The following is a 23,282-nucleotide window of genomic DNA, read 5'->3' as shown; positions in this document are numbered from 1 at the left end:
ATTAAAACTCTGTGTCCTCTGTGTCCTCCGTGGTGAGTTCTCGTTCATCGTAACCAAGTCTCGCCACACCCGCCTCAGGTTGTTAATAATATTAAATTATCAAACCGGAAAACTGTTTATAGTTTTTCAGTTTCATATCTTTGCCCCCTCAAAATGAGACTAAACAGACTCTTAATCAATGGGAAATATGAGAAAAAACTATGGATGTATCCTCGCAGCACTTATTCTATTAACGGCTTGCGGACAAAAAAAAGAAGACAATGCGGCAACAGTACGCCCCGTAAAGACGGCCAGGGTAGAGTCCCGGTCGGAAATCAGAAAGGACTTTTCGGGCATTGTAGAAGCTGTAGATTATGTGAAACTGGCCTTCCGCGTGAGCGGACAGATCATCAACCTGCCGGTGGTAGAAGGACAACGGGTCAAAAAAGGACAACTGATTGCGGCCATCGATCCGCGCGACCTGGCCTTACAGTATGCAGCAGACAAATCGGCTTACGAAACCGCCGCTGCCCAAGTGGAACGTAACAAACGATTATTGGCACGGCAGGCTATCTCGGTACAAGAATATGAAATCAGCGTATCGACCTTCCAACAAAAGAAATCGGCTTACGAACTTTCGAGCAACAATATGCGCGACACCAAACTGACCGCCCCTTTCGACGGGTCTATCGAGAAAAGGTTAGTGGAGAACTATCAGCGCGTGAACTCGGGCGAAGGCATTGTGCAGCTGGTCAACACCAAGAAACTGCGCATCAAGTTCACCATCCCCGATGCTTACCTTTATCTGCTCCGTTCCAAAGACCAACACTTCCGCGTGGAGTTCGATACATACCGCGGACACATCTTCAATGCCAAACTGGAGGAATATCTCGACATCTCGACGGACGGTACGGGTATCCCGGTGACGATCACCATCGACGATCCCGCTTTCGACCATGCCCTGTATGAGGTGAAACCGGGTTTCACGTGCAGCATCCGCTTCTCGGCCGATGTAGGTCCGTTCCTGGAAGAAACCATGACGGTAGTGCCCCTGAGTGCCATATTCGGTGAAAGCGAAGGAAACAAAACCTACGTGTGGGTACTGAACGGGAATCAGGTAAACCGCCGTGAAGTAACCGTTTACTCTCCGACGGGAGACGCACAGGCCTTTATCTCGAAAGGACTGAAAGCAGGGGAAACGGTAATAATAGCCGGCGTAACACAACTGGTGGAAGGCGAAACGGTGAAGGAACTGAAATAAGAGTGCCCGCTCAACGCAATAGAAATGAATACGATTCACCACGGAGGCCACAGAGGACACAGAGTTTTAATCTCTTGTTTATAGGATTATTTTAAGAGAAAATCTTCTCTGTGTCCTCTGTGTCCTCCGTGGTGAATCAAACTCAAAACCATATACAATCATGAATTTAGCCAAATATTCATTAGACAATACCAAAGTCATCTACTTTTTTCTGGCTGTATTGCTGATCGGAGGTATCTCCTCTTTCAGCAGCCTGGGCAAGAAGGAAGATGCTCCTTTTGTCATCAAATCGGCCGTCATCATGACGCGCTATCCCGGTGCCGAGCCCGCCGAAGTGGAACGGCTGATCACCGAGCCCATCTCCCGTGAGATACAGAGCATGAGCGGAGTATACAAGATCAAGTCCGAATCCATGTACGGCATTTCCAAAATCACGTTCGAACTGCTCCCCTCGCTACCGGCCTCCTCCATCCCCCAAAAATGGGACGAACTGCGGCGCAAAGTGCTCAACATACAACCCCAATTGCCAAGCGGAGCTTCGGTACCCACAGTATCGGACGACTTCGGTGACGTATTCGGTATCTACTACGGACTGACAGCCGACGACGGATTCAGCTACGAAGAAATGAGGGACTGGGCCGAACGCATCAAGACACAGGTGGTCACTGCCGACGGGGTGATGAAAGTCGCACTGTTCGGCACACAGACCGAGGTGGTGAATATATTCGTCTCGGTGAACAAGCTGGCAGGCATGGGTATCGATCCCAAACAGCTGGCAAGCCTGCTGCAATCGCAGAACCAGATTATCAACACCGGAGAAATCAGCGCCGGCGAACAGCAGTTGCGCATAGTAGCCAACGGTATGTATACCACGGTGGACGACATCCAGAACCAGGTAATCACCACCCGCGCCGGACAGGTAAAACTGGGTGACATCGCCGTCATAGAGAAAGGATACATGGACCCGCCAGGCACCATCATGCGTGTCAATGGCAAACGTGCCATCGGTATCGGCGTATCTACTGACCCGCAACGCGACGTGGTGCTGACGGGTGAGATGGTAGACCAGAAACTGGCCGAACTCCTCCCACTGATGCCTGTGGGACTGAACCTGGAAAGCCTTTATCTTGAAAACGTCATAGCCAAAGAGGCGAACAACGGATTTATCATCAACCTGATTGAGTCGATCCTGATCGTAATTGTCATCATCATGCTGGTGATGGGGATGCGTGCCGGAGTATTGATCGGCTCTTCACTGGTCTTCTCCATCGGAGGTACGCTGCTTATCATGTCCTTCATGGGTGTAGGACTCAACCGTACGTCACTGGCGGGATTTATCATCGCCATGGGTATGCTGGTGGACAACGCCATCGTGGTGACGGACAATGCGCAGATAGCCATCGCCCGCGGAGTGGACCGCCGGAAAGCATTGATCGACGGAGCCACCGGACCACAATGGGGATTGCTGGGAGCCACGTTCATCGCTATCTGCTCGTTCCTGCCGCTTTATCTGGCACCTTCGTCCGTGGCGGAAATCGTGAAGCCGCTTTTCGTCGTACTGGCCATCTCACTGGGATTGAGCTGGGTACTGGCACTGACACAAACCACCGTATTCGGAAACTTTATCCTGAAAGCCAAGGCCAAAAATGCAGGCAAAGATCCGTACGACAAACCGTTCTACCACAAATTCGAAAAGATACTGAGCGTCCTGATCCGGCGCAAAATTGTGACGTTAGGGTCGATGATCGTGCTCTTCATCGTCTCACTGGTGGTGATGGGAATGATGCCGCAAAACTTCTTCCCGTCACTGGACAAGCCCTACTTCCGCGCCGACGTGTTTTATCCGGACGGATATGGGGTGAACGACGTGGCACGGGAGATGAAGAAAGTGGAAGCCCATCTGCAAAAACTGCCGGAAGTGAAAAAAGTATCGATCACCTTCGGAAGCACTCCGCTGCGTTACTACCTGGCGTCTACCTCCGTAGGGCCGAAGCCGAACTTTGCCAATGTATTGGTGGAACTGAACGACAGCAAGTATACCAAAGAGTATGAAGAACAGTTCGACGGTTACATGAAAGCCAACTTTCCGAACGCCATCACCCGTACGAGCCTCTTCAAACTGTCGCCGGCTGTGGATGCAGCCATCGAAATCGGTTTCATCGGGCCCAATGTGGACACGCTGGTGGCACTGACCAACCGGGCACTGGAGATCATGCACCGGAACCCTGACCTTATTAATATACGTAACTCGTGGGGAAATAAAATACCCATCTGGAAACCGATCTACAGCCCGGAACGGGCACAACCCCTGGGAGTCTCCCGCCAAGGCATGGCTCAAAGCATCCAGATCGGGACAAACGGCATGACTCTCGGTGAATTCCGCGAAGGAGACCAGGTGCTGCCGATTCTGCTGAAAGGCAACAGTGTGACGGATTCCTTCCGCATCAACGACCTGCGTACATTACCGGTATTCGGCAACGGGCCGGAAACCACCAGCCTGGAGCAGGTAGTGTCGGAGTTCGACTTCCGCTATCGCTTCTCAAATGTGAAGGACTACAACCGCCAGATGGTGATGATGGCGCAATGCGATCCCCGGAGGGGAGTGAATGCCATCGCGGCCTTCAACCAGATATGGTCGCAGGTGCAAAAAGAGATCAAGGTCCCGGAAGGATACACCCTGAAATACTTCGGCGAACAGGAAAGCCAGGTGGAATCGAACGAAGCTCTGGCAAAAAACCTGCCGCTGACCTTCTTCCTGATGTTCACCACCCTGCTGCTGCTGTTTAAAACCTACCGCAAGCCGACGGTAATCTTGCTGATGCTGCCGCTGATATTTATCGGTATCGTACTGGGATTGCTGCTGTTAGGCAAGTCATTCGACTTCTTCGCCATCCTCGGTTTGCTGGGACTGATCGGTATGAACATCAAAAATGCCATTGTACTGGTGGACCAGATCGACATCGAAAGTCAATCGGGACTCGATCCGCGCGAAGCCGTGATAAAGGCAACCGTCAGCCGTATCGTACCGGTGGCCATGGCTTCGGGTACAACGATCTTAGGTATGCTTCCGTTGCTGTTCGACGCCATGTTCGGCGGAATGGCGGCTACCATCATGGGCGGACTGCTTGTGGCTTCGGCACTGACACTGTTTGTGCTTCCGGTAGCTTATTGCGCCATCCACAGGATTAAGGGATAAAGAAATGAACTAAAATTTAAAAGTATATGATGAAGAATAAACTTATACTTCTGTTTGCATTGGGACTTTGTACACAAGTGCAGGCACAAGCCCCGCATCTGAGCCGTGAGGCATATCGTGACCGTGTGGAAGCTTACAGCCAGGTGCTGAAACAGCAGCATCTGAAATCAATGGCAAGCACGGACGCACGGAAAATAGCCTTTACAGGATTCCTGCCCAAAGTGGACATCTCCGCCGAGGGAACACTGAACCTGAAAGAGATGGACTCCTGGGACGGACCGGCCGGACAATACCGCAACCACACTTATCAAGGGGTATTCGTCGTGTCGCAGCCACTCTATACAGGCGGTGCCCTGCAAGCCCAAAACCGTATAGCCCAAGCTGACGAAAAACTCGATCAGCTGAGCGAAGAGCTGACACGCGACCAGATTCACTATCAGAGTGACGCCTTTTATTGGAACGCCTCTTCAGCCCGTGCCATGCTCAATGCTTCGGCACAATATCAGGAAATCGTAGAGAAACAATATGAAATCATCCAAGACCGTTTTAAAGACGGCGCTATCAGCCGCACCGACCTGCTGATGATTTCGACACGCCGTAAGGAAGCCGAACTTCAATACATCAGCGCACGCCAGAATTATACACTGGCTCTACAGAAACTCAATATCCTGATGGGAGAAGAACCCAACGCTCCCGTAGACAGCCTTTGCTCCATCGGTGTCGTGTGTCCGCCTGTCACCTTGCTCCCACTGGACGATGTACTGCAACGCCGTGCCGACTTTGCCAGCACAGAAGTCAACATCCAGAAAAGCGAGGCGCAACGCAAGGCAGCCCTGAGCCAGTACAATCCGCAAGTAAGCATGTACGTCACCGGCGGATGGGCCACCGCTTCTCCCAACATGGGATATGACGTGAAGTTTACACCCATCGTAGGCATGAGCGTAAATATCCCCGTGCTACGCTGGGGAGCCAGGTTCAAGACCAACCGGCAACAGAAAGCCTACACGGGTATACAGAAGTTGCAGCAAAGCTACGTAGTAGACCAGATCAACCAGGAACTGGCTGCCGCACTGACCAAGCTGCAGGAAACGGAAGAGCAGGTGAAGACAGCCAAAGAAAATAAAGAGCTGGCAGAAGAAAACCTGGACCTGATCACCTTCTCCTACAACGAAGGAAAAGCAAATATGGTCGACGTACTCTCGGCACAACTTTCGTGGACACAGGCACATACCAGCCTGATTAATGCTTACCTGGCAGAGAAAATGGCAGTGGCAGAATACAGAAAGGTTATCAGCGAATAAACGAAAGCTCTATTTTATACAGACAGAGGCTCTATTCCGGGTGAATAGAGCCTCTGTTTCGTATATACGCAGCCTCTATTCTGCCAAAAGTTGACTATTCCAACCACATATACACATAGAAAATCAACATTTTATATAAAAACAAGACACAAAGTAACATAATATACAACTTTTCATTGTATATTGCAGTCACAAACGAACAAGTAAATAATCCTAATCACAAAAATAATGAAAACAACGCATTGGATGATGTACACCCTACTGGGAGCAACACTTGCTTTAACAGCATGTGTTGAGGATGACAAAGACCTCTCACAACCCCAAGAATCGAAAAAAACAACAGACCTAATCATACCGGATGATGCGGACTGGACCACTACAAGGAGTGTCAATCTCTCCATTACTTCGCCCGTGGCAACACGAGTGGCGATTTATACCGACGAATCATGCACCGACGCAAGTTTACTGACAGAACTGCCTGTATCCGAAGTTGCCAAAAACATCCGGCTGGATGTAGCCAAGGCAGACCGGGCATTATACGTACAGTATGCTACAAGCAAAGGGAAAGAAATGATGAACATCCCCCTCAATACGGCTTCTACACGTGCAGAGACCTTGGTCAAACTGCCGGAAAACGTGAGTGGATTTGACACAAACGGAGGAGAGGGTGCATACAGACATCAATGGTATCCCGCAAAAGGAGAAACGGCAACCCTGATGATGGAAGATAACTGGCCCGAAATGGGAGATTATGATTTCAACGATTTCGTTATCTGGTATCACACGCAAGCGACCTTCTTTGACGGCTACAACACAGAGGATAAAGATAAATATGAGGCAGACGGAATTGAATTTGAAATCACTTTCCGTGCAATGGGAGGCTATCTGCCTTATCGCCTGGGACTGCAATTGGACCAAACATCTGCCAAATATATCGACGAAGTGGTCGAAATAAACGGGAACGACCTTGTTAAGATGGAACTTCAGAATCCCGGAAAAGACGCTCCTGCTATCTTCATATTCACCGGCACCGATCAATTACGGAAACAGAATAACGGCGGAACATTCTATAATACCGAAGCTGACCATCAGATAGCAGCCAATGACCTGGTAACGATTAAATACAGATTAAAGATCAACTGCTTCAACAGCTTAGAAAGAGCAAAGGCATTAGGGGCAGCGGCAACCTCAGAAAATCAGAACTTCTTCCTCCAGAAAGAAAGGAACGGAGGACGTGAAATTCACCTGAGAGGTTACGAACCGACTGCTTACTACAGCGATTCATACGCCGGTGAAGCCGGAAACAATATGCGCAGTGACATCAAATATTGCAGTACCGACAATTTCGTGTGGGGTATCAAAGTGCCTGTTAAGCTTGCACATCCACGCGAAAAGAAAGATATCATGGAGGTTTACGGCAAGTTCAGAAGCTGGATCACTAATCCGAATCTCTCACCGGACAGTCCGGACTTCAACGAAAACTGGTTCAAATATCTCGATTCATCTCAAGCAATAAAATAAGCCATCAAACATTTCATACCCTAATCCTATTATTCAAATAGGTATTTGTTTGATTTATTTTTCAGCCTGTCCGGTCATTCCCCCCTTGACTGTGGCAGGCTGAAGTTTTTCTTTATTGATTCTCTTCGCACGAATAGACTATCAGACCCTTAAAAGTTGAACATTTCAACCACTTTTGCCACATTCTTTGCGTGATTTGACAATATATACAATAAGTTTGTATCAGGATTCAAACAGAACACACAGCAAACTTACATGAATATACAATAAAATTATGAAAAGAATGAAAACCGCAATGTACACATTAGCAGGACTAATGTGTCTTTTGACATCTTGTGTAGACGACGACAAAGACCTTTCGGTACCACCCACCGGAAACACCACTGACCTGGTTATACCGGATGGTTTCGACTGGTCTACAACACGCACCGTCACCCTTGCGACCAATGCGCCGCATGCCGTTTCCGCTTCCATCTATCTGGACGAAGCATGTTCCGAACAGATAGCAGACCTTGCGATCCCGGAAGGAGACAACAACACTTCTTTGGAAGTGCCGAGCGCCAATAATGCCATCTGGATCAAATATCCGGTAACCAACGGGGGATACGAGACTCAAAAGATAAGCATCAAGTCAAAAACCCTCACACGAAGTGAATCGCACCGTTGGGAAGCCGACTGCTTGTTTCCGGACAGCGCAACCCCAATAAAAGGGGGTGATTATTCAACACACATATATAAGCCCGCCAAAGATAAATACGGTACACTTATGTTTGAAGACATGTGGCCTGAATTGGGAGACTATGATTTCAACGACTTCGTGATAAACTATCAGACACAAGTGACTTGGGGAATGAATGGCGGTTGGTCTAATAACTATTTGGATATTACCATCAGCCTGAAGCTACGTGCAATGGGAGGGAGTCTGCCATATCGTTTCTGCATCCAATTGCCGGGTAAAGCAACGACCATGCAGGGAAATCTCATTGCTTCCCCGACAATAACCAATAATCAGATCACAGATTTTAACATTGAATCGGCTACCAAAGGCATTGGTGTAGAGTTTCTCGCAAATGCTTCAAGCCCCATATTTGCCTTGACAGGACTTGAAAAACTAAAAGGACCGGACGGAACCCAATTCTACAACACACAAGTTGGTAAATTGATCGCATCCAGTGAGGAAACACCGACTGTCGTTTTTTCATTCAAATTGAGTATAACGCCAGATAACTATAGTTTTATACTTTCTAATTTCTCTTCCTCATACGACTTTGACTATTTCCTCCAGAACCCCGAGAACGGACGTGAAATACACTTCGTCGGATTCAAGCCTACTGAATTATATAAAGGTTATGAAACTGACCGGAAAGAGGCTGGAAAGAACTATTATTGCAATAAAGACGGTTTTGTATGGGCACTGAAAGCACCTGTCGAAATGGGATGGGCAGTAGAGAAACAACAGTTGCTGAAAGTTTATCCACTCTTTAAGAATTGGTTGGAGAGCGGAGGATATGAGTTGGAAAATGCCACACAAGAACTTCAATGGTATAATCACCCCGACATGCGTTTTCCCTACATCAATCCCCAAGAACACTAATCCTTCATCTCAATAGTAAAAATTAGTATCGGTTTTCTAAGGATTGCGCGAAAGTTGTTGGCAGAATTCGCCCTCAAGCCGGCAACTTTCAGAATCACAAATCAGATTAGTTTTTGCCTTCAGCCTGCCCGTTGTCTCATTCCACGGCAGGCTGAAGTTTTTTTATTGCATTTCTTTCTCACCACCAACGAATTTGCTTATCTTTGCACGCAAAGAAAACAAAATCGTATATACACACATGATTCTTTTTTTCAGAACCCCTTCCAAGAGCGTGATTGCCGTAGAGAGCAACCACGAACTTAACGCGAACGACAACAACAAACTCTGCTGGCTTTTTGGTGAAGCCGTGCCGGAAAGTGAAGAAAACCTGCAAGGCTGCTTTGTTGGGCCACGACGTGAGATGATTACTCCATGGAGTACCAACGCAGTAGAAATCACCCAGAACATGGGACTCGAAGGTATCAGCCGTATCGAGGAGTATTTCCCTGTAAAAGATGAAAATGCCGACTATGACCCAATGCTGCAACGCATGTACAAAGGTCTCGACCAAAACGTATTCACGACCAACCGCCAACCGGAAGCCATTATCTATATCGACGATCTGGAAGCCTACAATGAAAAAGAAGGTCTCGCCCTGTCAAAAGAAGAAATGGACTACCTGAAAAAGGTAGAATCGGATCTTGGACGCCGCCTGACTGACTCGGAAGTTTTCGGATTCGCACAAATCAACTCGGAACACTGCCGTCACAAAATCTTTGGCGGAACATTTATCATCGACGGCGTAGAGCAGGAATCGTCCCTCTTCCAGATGATTAAAAAGACTACTCAGGAGAATCCGAACAAAATCATCTCAGCTTACAAAGACAACGTGGCTTTTGCCGAAGGTCCGGTAATTGAACAATTTGCCCCGGCAGACCACTCCAAACCCGATTTCTTCCGGATAAAAGATATCAAAAGCGTCATTTCGCTGAAAGCGGAAACCCATAACTTCCCCACCACAGTAGAACCTTTCAACGGTGCATCGACAGGCACAGGAGGAGAGATCCGCGACCGTATGGGCGGAGGTAAAGGCTCATGGCCGATTGCCGGAACAGCCGTCTACATGACTTCTTATCCACGCACGGAAGAAGGACGCGAATGGGAAGAAATCCTGCCGGTACGCAAATGGTTATACCAGACTCCGGAACAGATCCTGATCAAAGCTTCCAACGGAGCGAGTGATTTTGGCAACAAGTTCGGCCAACCATTGATCTGCGGTTCGGTACTGACTTTTGAACATACGGAAAACAATGAAACTTATGGTTACGACAAAGTAATCATGCTTGCCGGAGGCGTAGGTTACGGCACACAACGCGACTGCCTGAAAGGACAGCCGGAAGCCGGAAACAAAGTAGTAGTGATCGGCGGTGACAATTACCGTATCGGATTGGGCGGCGGTTCGGTTTCGTCGGTAGATACAGGCCGTTACAGCAGCGGTATCGAACTGAATGCCGTACAGCGCGCCAATGCGGAAATGCAGAAACGCGCCAACAATGTGGTTCGTGCCCTTTGCGAAGAGGACGAAAACCCGGTAGTATCTATCCATGACCACGGTTCGGCCGGACACGTAAACTGCCTCTCCGAACTGGTGGAAGAGTGCGGCGGGCTTATTGACATGAGTAAGCTGCCTATCGGTGACAAAACGTTGTCGGCCAAAGAAATTATAGCAAACGAAAGCCAGGAACGCATGGGACTCCTTATTAAAGAAGAGGCCATCGAACACGTACGCCAAATTGCCGAACGTGAACGCGCTCCGATGTACGTGGTAGGTGAAACGACCGGAGATCATCGTTTTGCTTTCCAGCAAGCCGACGGCGTCCGTCCGTTCGACCTGGCCGTAGACCAGATGTTCGGTTCTTCTCCCAAAACTTACATGATAGACAAGACCGTAGAACGTCACTATACAATGCCGGAATATGAAACATCCAAACTTCACGAATATCTGACCCGGGTGTTGCAGCTGGAAGCCGTGGCTTGTAAAGACTGGCTGACTAATAAAGTGGACCGTTCGGTTACGGGTAAAGTAGCCCGCCAGCAGTGCCAGGGAGAAATCCAGTTGCCTTTGAGCGACTGTGGTGTCGTTGCACTCGACTATCGTGGCGAGAAAGGTATCGCTACTTCTATCGGACATGCTCCGCAGGCCGCACTGGCCGATCCGGCAGCAGGTTCCATCCTTTCCGTATCCGAAGCGCTGACCAATCTGGTATGGGCTCCGCTGGCCGAAGGTTTGGACAGCGTATCACTTTCCGCCAACTGGATGTGGCCTTGCCGCTCTCAGGAAGGGGAAGACGCCCGTTTGTATACAGCCGTTAAAGCACTGAGCGATTTCTGCTGTGCATTGCAGATCAATGTTCCGACCGGAAAGGATTCTTTGTCTATGACTCAGAAGTATCCGAATGGAGAGAAAGTAGTTTCTCCGGGAACGGTAATCGTATCAGCCGGCGGTGAGGTTTCGGACGTGAAGAAAGTGGTTTCTCCCGTCCTTGTCAACAATGCCAAAACTACACTCTACCATATCGACTTCAGTTTCGACAGCCTGAAACTGGGCGGCTCGGCATTTGCGCAGTCATTGGGTAAGGTAGGTGACGAAGTGCCTTGTGTACAGGATGCCGAATACTTCCGCGACGCTTTCCTGGCAGTACAGGAGTTGGTGAACAAAGGACTGATTCTTGCCGGACACGACATTTCGGCAGGTGGTCTGATCACTACGCTGCTTGAAATGTGCTTTGCCAACGTAGAAGGTGGCCTGGAAATCGAACTTGACAAGATGAAGGAAACGGATATCGTGAAGATTCTGTTTGCCGAAAACCCGGGTATCGTTATCCAGATCAGCGACAAGCACAAAGACGAAGTGAAGAAAATCCTCGAAGATGCCGGCGTAGGCTTCATCAAGTTGGGTAAACCGACGGACGAACGTCATATTCTGGTAAACAAGGACGGTGCTACTTACCAATTCGGTATAGACTATATGCGTGATGTGTGGTATTCTTCTTCTTACCTGCTCGACCGCAAACAGTCAATGAACGGATGCGCCAAGAAACGTTTTGAGAACTACAAGATGCAACCACTTGAATTCGCATTCATGCCGGGCTTCAAAGGCAAACTGTCTCAATACGGCATCACTCCGGAACGTCGTACTCCGAGCGGTATACGTGCCGCCATCATCCGTGAAAAAGGTACGAATGGCGAACGTGAAATGGCATACTCGCTCTATCTGGCAGGTTTCGACGTGAAGGATGTCACCATGACCGACCTTATCAGCGGACGCGAAACACTGGAAGATGTAAATATGATCGTTTACTGCGGAGGGTTCTCTAACTCAGATGTATTGGGTTCTGCCAAGGGATGGGCCGGAGGTTTCTTGTTCAATCCAAGAGCAAAAGAGGCACTCGATAAGTTCTACGCACGTGAAGACACACTGTCATTGGGTATTTGTAATGGTTGTCAGTTGATGATGGAGCTGGGATTGGTAAATCCGGAACACGAGAAGAAAGGAAAAATGCTGCACAATGAATCACATAAGTTCGAATCGACCTTCATCGGTGTCACTATCCCTACCAACCGCAGCGTTATGTTCGGCTCACTGAGCGGCAGCAAACTGGGTATCTGGGTAGCACACGGAGAAGGAAAATTCTCTCTGCCATACGATGAAGACCAATACAACGTAGTAGCCAAATACTCCTACGACGAATATCCGGGCAACCCGAACGGTTCCGATTATTCGATAGCTGCCTTGGCCAGCACAGACGGCCGCCATCTGGCAATGATGCCTCACCTGGAGCGTGCCATCTTCCCATGGCAAAACGCCAATTATCCCGCCGACCGCGTACACAGCGATCAGGTAACTCCATGGATTGAAGCTTTCGTAAATGCACGTAAGTGGATCGAAGAAAAGACTAAATAACAGGATATGCAACAATAAAGAAGGGCGGGTCTCAAAGTGAGGTCCGCCCTTTTTCGTCATTCAGCGTCCGTAACAAATCCTTTCGTAAAGTTTGCACTTCTCCACTCTTTTTATTAATTTTGTAAAATCATTCGCCCCCCGAAAGAATAATCATTAAAGGATTCCAGCTTGTATGAAAAAAATTCTTTTTCTTCTGCTCTTATTGCCTCTTATGGTCTCTGCACAAACCTACAAATATATCGGTGTAGAGGATGGGTTAAGCAACCGGAGGGTATATTACATCCAAAAAGATAAAAAGGGATATATGTGGTTCCTTACCCATGAAGGTGTGGACAGATATGATGGCAAAGAGTTCAAACGATATAAATTGATGGATAACGGTGAAGAACTGAATTCACTGCTTAACCTGAATTGGCTATATCTGGACCACGAAAATACCTTATGGGAAATAGGAAAGAAAGGAAAGGTGTTCCGTTACGACCCGTTACGGGATGAATTCACACTTGTCTACAAGCTACCGGAAGACGTGGTCAAAGACCGCCCCGCTCCCATCAGCTACAGCTTCATCGACAAGAATAACAACATCTGGCTGTGCAACGATGAATATCTTTATCTATACAACACCCATACGCAGCAAACCCTGCAGATCAGAAATGAAATTGAAGAAGATATCACTGATATCGAACAAATAGACGAAACACATTTCTTTATCGGTACGGAACAAGGCATTCATCACGCCGAACTAAAAAATCGGGCATTGCATCTGCTTCCGTGTGACAAACTGGACAATCTCCCGATACAGATCAACGAACTTTATTTCCACCGCCCTTCACGCAAATTATTCATCGGTACTTTCGAACGCGGCATATATGTCTATGACATGAACACCAAACGAAGTACCCAACCCCGAATGAGCCTGACAGACGTCAGCATCACACGCATAAAGCCACTGAACAATAAGGAACTGCTTGTTGCAACAGACGGTGCAGGAGTATATAAGATAAATGTAAACTCTTATCAGACCACTCCATACATCGTAGCCGACTACAACCAACACAACGAAATGAACGGCAACAACATCCCCGACTTTTATGTGGATGACGAACAGCGCATCTGGCTTGCAAACTATCCAATCGGCATCACGGTACGCAACAACCGCTATTCGGGCTATAACTGGATAAAGCATTCCATTGGCAACAAACAATCACTAATCAATGACCAAGTAAACTCAATCATTGAAGATAGTGACGGAGATTTATGGTATGGTACCAACAATGGAATCAGTTACTACAACTCCGCCAACGGGACATGGCATTCGTTCATGAGTTCCTTCGAAAAGGACGAACGTAATAAGAATCATATCTTCCTTACTTTGTGTGAGGTAGAACCGGGGATCATCTGGGCTGCCGGCTATAGTTCGGGGATTTACCAGATAAACAAACGGACCCTGTCTGTGGAGTATGTTACTCCGTCTTCACTGTATGGAATCAATATCCAGCCGGACAAATATATCCGTTCTATCATGAAAACAGCCAATGGCGATATATGGTCGGGAGGTTATTACAACTTGAAGCGCATCAACTTTAAAAACAGAACTCTCCGCCTGTACCCAAGACTCAACTCCATCACCTCCATTATCGAAAAAGACAGCAAACAGATGTGGATAGGTACGGCAACCGGGCTTTATTTACTCGAGAAAGAATCCGGTAAGTATCAACGCATCGACCTGCCGGTAGAGTCTATGTATATTTATTCGCTGTACCAAGCAAAGAATGGACTTTTATATATCGGGACAAGTGGTTCGGGGCTATTGATATACGATCCGGAAAAGAGAAGCTTCACCCATTACCACAGAGATAACTGTGCGTTGATTTCCAACAATATATACGCAATCCTCTCGGACGCGGATGAAGACATCGTCATGAGTACCGAAAACGGGCTGACCAGTTATTATCCGGCAGAGAAGCTATTCCATAACTGGACCAAGGATCAGGGACTGATGGCCAGTCATTTCAATGCCGGAGCAGGCACGTTGCGTAAAAACGGAAACTTTATATTCGGCAGTTCCGACGGTGCCATCGAATTTAGCCGAACGATGAAGATACCCAGAAAGTATAATTCCAAAATGGTACTCAGCGATCTGAAGATTTTCTACCAGACTGTTTATCCCGGCGAAGAAAGTTCTCCGCTAAATATGGATATTGATGACACCAAGGAGCTGAAACTGAGCTATAGCCAGAATATATTCTCACTCAAAGTATCGTCTATCAACTACGACTATCCGTCGAACATTTTATACTCGTGGAAACTGGAGGGGTTCTACGACCAATGGAGCCGTCCCGGAAATGAAAACATCATTCGCTTTACGAACTTGAGCCCGGGTGAGTACACCCTCCACATCCGTGCGGTATCCAATGAAGACAAACGCGTCGTACTTGAAGAGCGTACCATGGAAATCAGTATTGCCCAACCCATCTGGCTCAGTTTTTGGGCTATGCTGATTTATGCCGTCGTACTGGCGGTGATAGCCATCATTGCCCTACGTATGATCATCCTCCGGAAACAAAGGAAAATATCGGATGAAAAGATCCACTTCTTTATCAATACGGCACATGACATCCGTACTCCGCTGACACTGATCAAAGCTCCGCTCGAAGAGATACGCGAACGGGAAGCATTGACCAAAGACGGTATCAGCAACATGAACACGGCTTTACGAAACGTGAATGCACTGTTGCGCCTCACCACTAACCTTATCAACTTTGAACGGGCAGACGTATACTCGTCGGAACTTTATATTTCGGAATATGAACTGAATACTTACCTGACGGAGACCTTCAATGCGTTCCGTCCATACGCTACCGTGAAACACATCAACTTCACTTATGAAAGCAATTTCCGTTACCTGAATGTATGGATCGACAAAGAAAAGATGGATTCAATCCTGAAAAACATCATCTCGAATGCCTTGAAATATACTCCCGAAAACGGCAGCGTACACATTTACGCTTCCGAAACGAACGATACGTGGAGCGTTGAGGTGAATGATACTGGTATCGGAATCCCTGCCAATGAACAAAAGAAGCTATTCAAGATACATTTCCGGGGAAGCAACGCAATCAACTCCAAAGTGACCGGAAGCGGCATCGGGCTGATGCTTGTATGGAAACTGGTTCATCTGCACAAAGGAAAAATCAACCTTAACAGTGTAGAACATCAGGGTTCGTCTATCAAAGTGACTTTCCCGAAGGATAACAAGCATTTCCATAAAGCACATCTGGCTACCCGCGCACGCGAACTCAGCACGGAGCAAGTACCTCCTGTTTCTCCCGCTGATATTTACGAAAAGGCGAAAAAGCAGCATGACCAGAACCTGCAACGTTTACTGATCGTTGAAGACAATGATGAATTGCGTAATTACCTCACCCACACGTTATCGGATAATTACACCATCCAAACTTGTTCCAATGGCAAAGAGGCACTGACTATCGTAAAAGAGTATATGCCGGAATTGATCATTTCGGATATCATGATGCCGGAAATGCGGGGAGACGAACTTTGCGCCGCCATAAAAAATGACATTGAAACGTCACACATTCCCATCATCCTGCTTACGGCGCTGAATGATGAGAAGAATATCCTGGAAGGACTGAAAATAGGAGCAGACGAATACATAGTCAAGCCGTTCAACATCGGCATTCTGAAAGCAACCGTTGCCAACTTGCTGACAAACCGCGCACTGCTGAAAAGCAAATATGCCAACCTTGAAGTCAGCGAAGAGGAAGAGGCCTCTCCCAATTGTGCAACAGATCTCGACTGGAAATTCATTGCTACGGTCAAGAAGAGTGTCGAAGAAAACATAGACAATCCCGCCTTCAATGTAGATGTACTCTGCAACCTTTTGAATATGAGCCGCACGAGCTTCTATAATAAGCTAAAGGCATTGACCGATCAGGCTCCCGGAGATTATATCAGACTGATCCGCCTGAAACGGGCTGCAACATTATTAAAGACCGGACAACACTCCATCACCGAAATATCCGAGATGACGGGATTCAGTGACGTCAAGTATTTCCGTGAAGTATTTAAGAAACATTTCAATGTGAGTCCCAGCAAGTACTCTAAAGAGGGCGGCAAAGAGGATAAGGAAGAAGACCCACAAGAGTAAGAAAAAAGAGAATAAGAGTAACATATCAAATGAATATTTATCTTGAAGCGTTCGGCATCTTTTTCAAGATTGGTGCCTTTACTATCGGAGGTGGCTATGCCATGGTACCTCTGATAGAAAACGAAATCGTAACCAAACGGAACTGGATTTCCAAGGATGACTTCGTTGATCTGCTTGCCATATCCCAGTCGGCACCGGGCATCCTGGCGGTAAACATTTCCATCTTTATCGGATATAAACTGCGCGGTATACGCGGAAGCCTTGTAACTGCCCTTGGAACGGTGCTCCCGTCGTTTATCATCATACTGGCCATTGCCATGTTTTTCCATAACTTCAAAGATAACCCCATCGTAGAACGTATCTTCAAGGGTATCCGCCCGGCAGTGGTCGCACTGATTGCGGCACCCACTTTCAGTATGGCGAAATCTGCCAAAGTCAACCGGTATACAATCTGGATTCCGGTTGTTTCTGCCCTGCTTATCTGGTTACTGGGCTTCTCTCCTATCTGGATTATTATCGCGGCAGGCGTAGGTGGCTTTTGCTGGGGAAAATGGAAACAGTCACATCGCTAATCATCCACTTTGACATTTAAACATTATGATCTACCTGCAACTCTTTTATACATTCTTCAAGATCGGACTATTTGGCTTCGGAGGCGGATATGCCATGCTCTCAATGATTCAGGGTGAAGTCGTGACACGCTATGACTGGGTTAGCACTCAGGAGTTTACCGACATTGTAGCCATCAGTCAATCCACTCCCGGACCTATTGGTATCAATGCCGCCACTTATGTGGGTTTTACGGCTACGGGCAGTGTCTGGGGATCTGTCATCGCCACGTTTGCAGTAGTGCTCCCCTCTTTTATCCTGATGCTCACCATCAGTAAGTTTTTTCTGAAATACCAAAAACATCCTGCCGTAGAAGCTGTTTTCAGCGGACTCCGCCCTGCTGTGGTAGGACTGCTGGCGTCGGCAGCACTGGTCTTGATGAATACGGAGAATTTCGGTTCACCGACAGGGGATACTTATACATTTGTAATCAGCATTATCATCTTCTTAGTGGCCTTTATCGGAACGAAAAAGTACAATGCCAACCCGATTCTGATGATTATTGCCTGCGGAATAGCAGGACTGATATTATATTAGGAGAGGATTGATGAACCACAGGATGACACATTGATGAACCACAGAGTTTTCAGACAAAAGAACATAAGAACAAATAAAGAATAGCCTGTTCTTTTGTTCTTATGTCTAAAAAAAAGCTCTGTGTTACTCTGTGGTGAACTACTTTATAATTTCACCTTCTTACTTACCGATTTCGATTCATTGTGCAAGCGGTCGAGTGCTGTCACAACATAACGGTATTTGGTCTTTCCGTCATCGTAGGGAAGTTTATAGAAATTGTTTCGGGTAATGGCAACGATATGCGAAGCGTCATCAATGTTCACTTTCTCTTTTCCATCAAAACGGTAAACCACATATTGCACGGCACGGTCCATCTCGTCTTTTGCTTTCGGAGCAGTCCAGAAAAGCATATAGCCATCTTCCGTCCACACTTTTTTCACTTTACGCACCTTGCCCGGAGCCTTATCGTCCATAAAATCGAAGACAGGAACCAGAGCAGGATACTTATGATACTCTTGCACAAGTGCGTCCCGATACTTCCCGGCATTTTCCACCACAGCGCTTGCCGGCCATTGGCAACTTCCGCCGATAGTCTGATAAGCTCTTTCCAGAGCCATCTTGCGAGGCAACTGATTGATGGACGGATTTTTCGGATCGGCATTCTGAACCGTATTCATTACGGATTGGCCGATGAACAAAGGACGGTTCTCCGTATTCTTTGCCCACCACTTCACCAAGGTTTCATAATCGGCAGCGGGATGACCTATCTGCCAGTATATCTGCGGGATATTATAATCCACCCAGCCATTACGCGCCCAGAGCAATACATCGGCATACAGGTCATCGTAATTCTGCAAACCATTTGTTTTACTACCCAACGGATCGTTCTTCTCGTTACGGTAAATACCGAACGGACTGATACCGAATTTCACCCAGGGTTTCAAGCCACGGATGGTTTCATGAATCTTCTGGATCAGTATGTTCACGTTGCTTCGGCGCCAGTCGGCACGGTTGGTGAATCCTCCGCCGTAACGGGCAAAGCTCGCATCATCGGGGAAGTCGACACCCTTTGCCGGATAAGGATAAAAGTAGTCGTCCATATGGATGGCATCCACATCGTAACGCGAAACAATGTCTGCCACCACCATACAGATGTGACGGCGGCTCTCGGGCAATGCCGGATCAAAATACAATTGATTATTGTAGGTGACAAACCATTCAGGATGGATATTGTACAGGTGATTGGCTGCCAGTTCACTCTTGAGCGATGTCTTTACCCGGTAAGGGTTGATCCACGCATGGAACTCCATTCCCCGTTTATGGCATTCGTCAATCATAAACTGCATCGGGTCCCAATAAGGCGAAGGCGCCTGTCCCTGCACACCGGTCAGGAAACGGCTCCACGGCTCCAATTGCGAAGCATACAAGGCATCCGCTTCGGGGCGCACCTGAAATATGATTGCATTGATACCTGCTCCCTGCAAAGAGTTGAGCTGATCAATGAGTGTCTGTTTCAGCTTCTCGGTAGGTATGCCACGGAACTGACCATTCACTGCCTGTATCCACGCTCCGCGGAATTCTCTCTTCGGATAAGGGCTTTGTTGTTGGATTTGTGCCCCCACTCCTGTTGCAAGGAAGAGAGCTAAAAGAAGAATCAATTTTCTCAGGTTCATAATCGGTTTCATAAAAATGTGGTGCAAAGATACAATTTTGCTCCTCATTTGCAACGGCTAAGCGAGCAATTCACTATTCGCAAGGTGTTTTTAAGATAAAAGTTCCTTTCTCTGTTAGGTTAAACGTTTCCGACTCGTTATCTTTGCAGTCCAAGTAACGAAAACGCTTATGACTGACAGTAAATACATCTCCATAAAGGGGGCCAGAGTCAACAATCTGAAGAATATTGACGTAAACATTCCCCGCAATAAACTGGTGGTGATAACCGGCCTTTCCGGTTCCGGAAAATCATCGCTTGCTTTCGACACCCTCTATGCCGAGGGACAGCGCCGCTATGTAGAAAGCCTCAGCAGTTATGCCCGCCAGTTCCTGGGCCGAATGAGCAAACCGGAATGTGACTTTATCAAAGGGATTCCGCCTGCCATCGCCATCGAACAGAAGGTAAACAGCCGCAACCCGCGCTCCACGGTGGGTACTTCGACCGAAATCTACGAGTACCTGCGCCTGCTTTATGCCCGTGTGGGCAAAACCTACAGCCCTGTCAGCGGTGAAGAAGTGAAAAAACACTCCATCGAGGACATTGTAAACTGCATGCTCTCATATCCCGAAGGAACCCGCTACACGGTGTTGACGCAGATTTTCCTGCACGACGGACGCACACTTGAACAGCAATTGGAGATCGACCAGAAACAAGGTTTCAACCGTCTTGAAGTGAACGGTGAGATGGTGCGTATCGACGAATACGCTGCCGGCAAAGACGACGTAGTCTACCTTCTCGTCGACCGAATGACGGTGGCAACAACCAAGGATGCCGTCAGCCGCCTGACCGACTCGGCCGAAACAGCCATGTACGAAGGCAATGGCATGTGTATGCTTCGCTTTTATCAACCGGACGGATCGACCCGGCTTCACACCTTCAGCACCAAGTTCGAGGCCGACGGCATCATATTTGAAGAACCGAACGACCAGATGTTTTCGTTCAACTCACCGATCGGTGCCTGTCCGGTATGCGAAGGATTCGGCAAGGTAATCGGCATCGACGAACATCTGGTAGTGCCCAACCGTTCGTTGTCGGTCTACGACGGAGCCATCGTCTGCTGGCGGGGCGAGAAGATGGGTGAATGGCGCGAAGAACTGATTCACAATGCAGAAAAATTCAACTTCCCGATTTTCACCCCTTACTACGAGCTGACCGATGAACAGCGCCGGGTGTTGTGGGAAGGAAACCAATATTTCCACGGCATCAACGACTTTTTCAAGATGCTTGAAGAGAACCAGTACAAAATTCAATATCGTGTGATGCTGGCACGCTATCGTGGAAAGACGCTTTGTCCGAAATGCCACGGTACCCGCCTGAAACCCGAAGCGGGATACGTGCGCGTAGGTGGAAAAAACATCTCGGAACTGGTGGACCTGCCCATCACCGAATTGCAGAAGTTCTTCGATTCGCTTGAACTGAACGAACACGACCAAGCCGTGGCACGCCGCATCCTGACAGAGATCAACAGCCGCATCCGTTTCCTGATCGATGTGGGATTGGGGTATCTCACCCTGAACCGGCTCAGTAATTCGCTCTCGGGCGGCGAAAGCCAGCGCATCAACCTGGCCACTTCGCTGGGAAGCAGTCTGGTGGGCAGTCTCTACATCCTCGACGAACCCAGTATCGGGCTTCACAGCCGGGATACGGACCGCCTGATCCACGTACTCCGCCAACTCCAACAGTTGGGCAATACGGTAGTGGTGGTGGAACATGACGAAGAGATCATACGTGCAGCGGACTACATCATCGACATCGGCCCGAATGCCGGCCGGCTGGGCGGACAGGTAGTCTACCAGGGGGATATGAAAGATTTACAGAAAGGCAGCAACAGTTACACTGTGAAATACCTGCTGGGCGAGGAAAACATTCCCGTACCGGAACACCGCCGCCCGTGGAACAACTATATCGAGATAAAAGGTGCCCGCGAAAACAACCTGAAAGGAGTAGACGTACGCTTCCCACTCAATGTGATGACCGTCGTAACAGGGGTCAGCGGATCGGGAAAGAGCACACTGGTACGTGACATCTTCTACCGGGCGCTGAAGCGTGAACTGGACGAATGCACTGAACGCCCGGGTGAGTTTGCATCCATCGGAGGCGACCTGCGCAACCTGCGCAACGTGGAGTTTGTCGATCAGAACCCCATCGGTAAGTCCTCCCGTTCGAATCCGGTAACCTACATCAAAGCATACGACGAAATCCGTAAGCTCTGGGCAGATCAGCCACTGGCCAAGCAGATGGGCTATACGGCAGGCTATTTCAGCTTTAACAACGAGGGCGGACGCTGCGAAGAGTGCAAAGGCGACGGAACCATCACAGTGGAGATGCAGTTCATGGCCGACCTGGTGCTGGAGTGTGAATCATGCCACGGCAAACGCTTCAAAGCCGATACGCTGGAAGTGAAGTTCCAAGATAAAAACATTTATGACGTACTGGAGATGACGGTCAACCAAGCCATCGAGTTCTTCACGGAACACGGGCAAAAGAAGATCGTAAAGAAGCTGATCCCCCTGCAGGATGTCGGTTTGGGATATATCAAGCTGGGACAATCATCGTCCACCCTCTCGGGAGGAGAGAACCAACGCGTGAAACTGGCTTATTATCTGAGTCAGGAGAAAGCGGATCCAACTTTGTTCATCTTCGACGAACCGACCACCGGACTGCACTTCCACGATATACGCAAGCTGCTCGACGCATTTGATGCGCTGATCCGTCGCGGACACTCCATCGTGATCATCGAGCACAACATGGATGTCATAAAATGTGCCGATTACGTGATAGACCTCGGACCGGAGGGCGGAGACAAAGGCGGTAATATTGTGGCAGTCGGGACACCGGAAGAGGTGGCTGCCTGTGCGGCAAGTTATACGGGACAGTTCCTACAAGAAAAGCTTAATACACTGTAGTTCAAGCTAATTAGAGAGCTTCAAATAGGTTTAAAGGAGCCCCCGTTGGTTTAAAACCAACGGGGGCTCCTTTAAAATGCGACAATCAGAAGTAGAATCCGAAGCCTACTTTCAGTCCGAACTTCGACAAATCACTGTCTTTGAAACTCAAATCATAATAGACAGCCGGTTCGATGGTAACAGTCCGTGTCAGGAAAAACGCATAGCCAGCCTCCGCACCGAAGGCAAAGTCGGTCGTGTCTCCTACTTTCCAGTTATAGCGGTTCATCTTCAACCCGGCCCCCAGATAAATGCCGCACTTATCGAAATAATATCTGCCACCCACGCCCAGTGTGTATTTATCTTCCGGTTTGCTCCAATTGGCTCCGGCCGTGAGCATCAGCGCCACATTGTCCACCAGGAAAGCACCGCCTTGCGCCTGCAATCCGAACTGGGTTTTCTCAGACTTGCTGTACGAAAGTCCAAGTCCCGTCACCGAGGGATTCACAATCCACTTTCCTTTCTCAAACTGTGCCTGTGCCGTCACTGAAACGACAAGCAGACATACGATCCACATTAATTTCTTCATAACGTT

At 48.2% G+C, this 23,282-nt stretch carries 12 protein-coding genes; 10 read left to right on the top strand and 2 right to left on the bottom strand.

The features are described from left to right. Positions 1-187 precede the first annotated feature (187 nt). The 9 genes from KO473_RS10335 (at position 188) to KO473_RS10295 (ending at position 18,109) form a co-directional block, all read left to right on the top strand. Positions 188-1,240 carry an efflux RND transporter periplasmic adaptor subunit gene (locus KO473_RS10335; RefSeq protein ID WP_005807695.1) on the top strand — a complete coding sequence of 351 codons (1,053 nt, stop codon included), beginning with the start codon at positions 188-190 and terminating at the stop codon, positions 1,238-1,240. 160 nt (positions 1,241-1,400) lie between these two features. Beyond that, positions 1,401-4,436 (top strand): efflux RND transporter permease subunit, encoded by a 3,036-nt coding sequence (locus KO473_RS10330; RefSeq protein WP_122130179.1) that lies wholly within the window; start codon positions 1,401-1,403, stop codon positions 4,434-4,436. A gap of 26 nt (positions 4,437-4,462) precedes the next feature. Next, positions 4,463-5,737 carry a TolC family protein gene (locus KO473_RS10325; protein ID WP_005780676.1) on the top strand — a complete coding sequence of 425 codons (1,275 nt, stop codon included), beginning with the start codon at positions 4,463-4,465 and terminating at the stop codon, positions 5,735-5,737. Positions 5,738-5,965: 228 nt separating this feature from the next. Continuing rightward, positions 5,966-7,258, top strand: coding sequence for an LruC domain-containing protein (locus KO473_RS10320; RefSeq protein WP_122130180.1), 1,293 nt, complete (start codon positions 5,966-5,968; stop codon positions 7,256-7,258). Between the two features lie 274 nt (positions 7,259-7,532). Continuing rightward, positions 7,533-8,852 carry an LruC domain-containing protein gene (locus KO473_RS10315; RefSeq protein ID WP_122130181.1) on the top strand — a complete coding sequence of 440 codons (1,320 nt, stop codon included), beginning with the start codon at positions 7,533-7,535 and terminating at the stop codon, positions 8,850-8,852. A 238-nt stretch (positions 8,853-9,090) separates the two neighbouring features. Then, the gene (gene purL / locus KO473_RS10310; RefSeq protein WP_005807706.1) at positions 9,091-12,795 is read left to right on the top strand and encodes a phosphoribosylformylglycinamidine synthase; all 3,705 of its coding nucleotides are present in this window, start codon (positions 9,091-9,093) and stop codon (positions 12,793-12,795) included. Between the two features lie 172 nt (positions 12,796-12,967). Then, positions 12,968-16,963, top strand: a complete 3,996-nt coding sequence (locus KO473_RS10305; protein WP_005821233.1) for a two-component regulator propeller domain-containing protein — start codon at positions 12,968-12,970, stop codon at positions 16,961-16,963. 29 nt (positions 16,964-16,992) lie between these two features. Beyond that, entirely contained in the window at positions 16,993-17,535 is a 543-nt protein-coding gene (locus KO473_RS10300) for a chromate transporter (RefSeq protein ID WP_005807708.1), read from the top strand. 25 nt (positions 17,536-17,560) lie between these two features. Beyond that, positions 17,561-18,109 carry a chromate transporter gene (locus tag KO473_RS10295; protein ID WP_005780686.1) on the top strand — a complete coding sequence of 183 codons (549 nt, stop codon included), beginning with the start codon at positions 17,561-17,563 and terminating at the stop codon, positions 18,107-18,109. A 143-nt stretch (positions 18,110-18,252) separates the two neighbouring features. On the opposite strand, the gene KO473_RS10290 is transcribed toward KO473_RS10295, so the two are convergent. Next, positions 18,253-19,761, bottom strand: coding sequence for a glycoside hydrolase family 10 protein (locus KO473_RS10290; RefSeq protein ID WP_005807709.1), 1,509 nt, complete (start codon positions 19,759-19,761; stop codon positions 18,253-18,255). A 169-nt stretch (positions 19,762-19,930) separates the two neighbouring features. Here KO473_RS10290 and uvrA point away from each other — a divergent pair, with 169 nt between their 5' ends. Then, entirely contained in the window at positions 19,931-22,708 is a 2,778-nt protein-coding gene (gene uvrA / locus KO473_RS10285) for an excinuclease ABC subunit UvrA (protein ID WP_005780689.1), read from the top strand. A gap of 85 nt (positions 22,709-22,793) precedes the next feature. On the opposite strand, the gene KO473_RS10280 is transcribed toward uvrA, so the two are convergent. Then, on the bottom strand, positions 22,794-23,276 hold the full coding sequence (locus KO473_RS10280; RefSeq protein WP_005780691.1) for an outer membrane beta-barrel protein: 483 nt from the start codon (positions 23,274-23,276) through the stop codon (positions 22,794-22,796). Positions 23,277-23,282: the final 6 nt, after the last annotated feature.

It is taken from the genome of Bacteroides sp. HF-4919, assembly GCF_018860125.1.
This window is presented reverse-complemented; position numbering and strand designations above follow the sequence as displayed.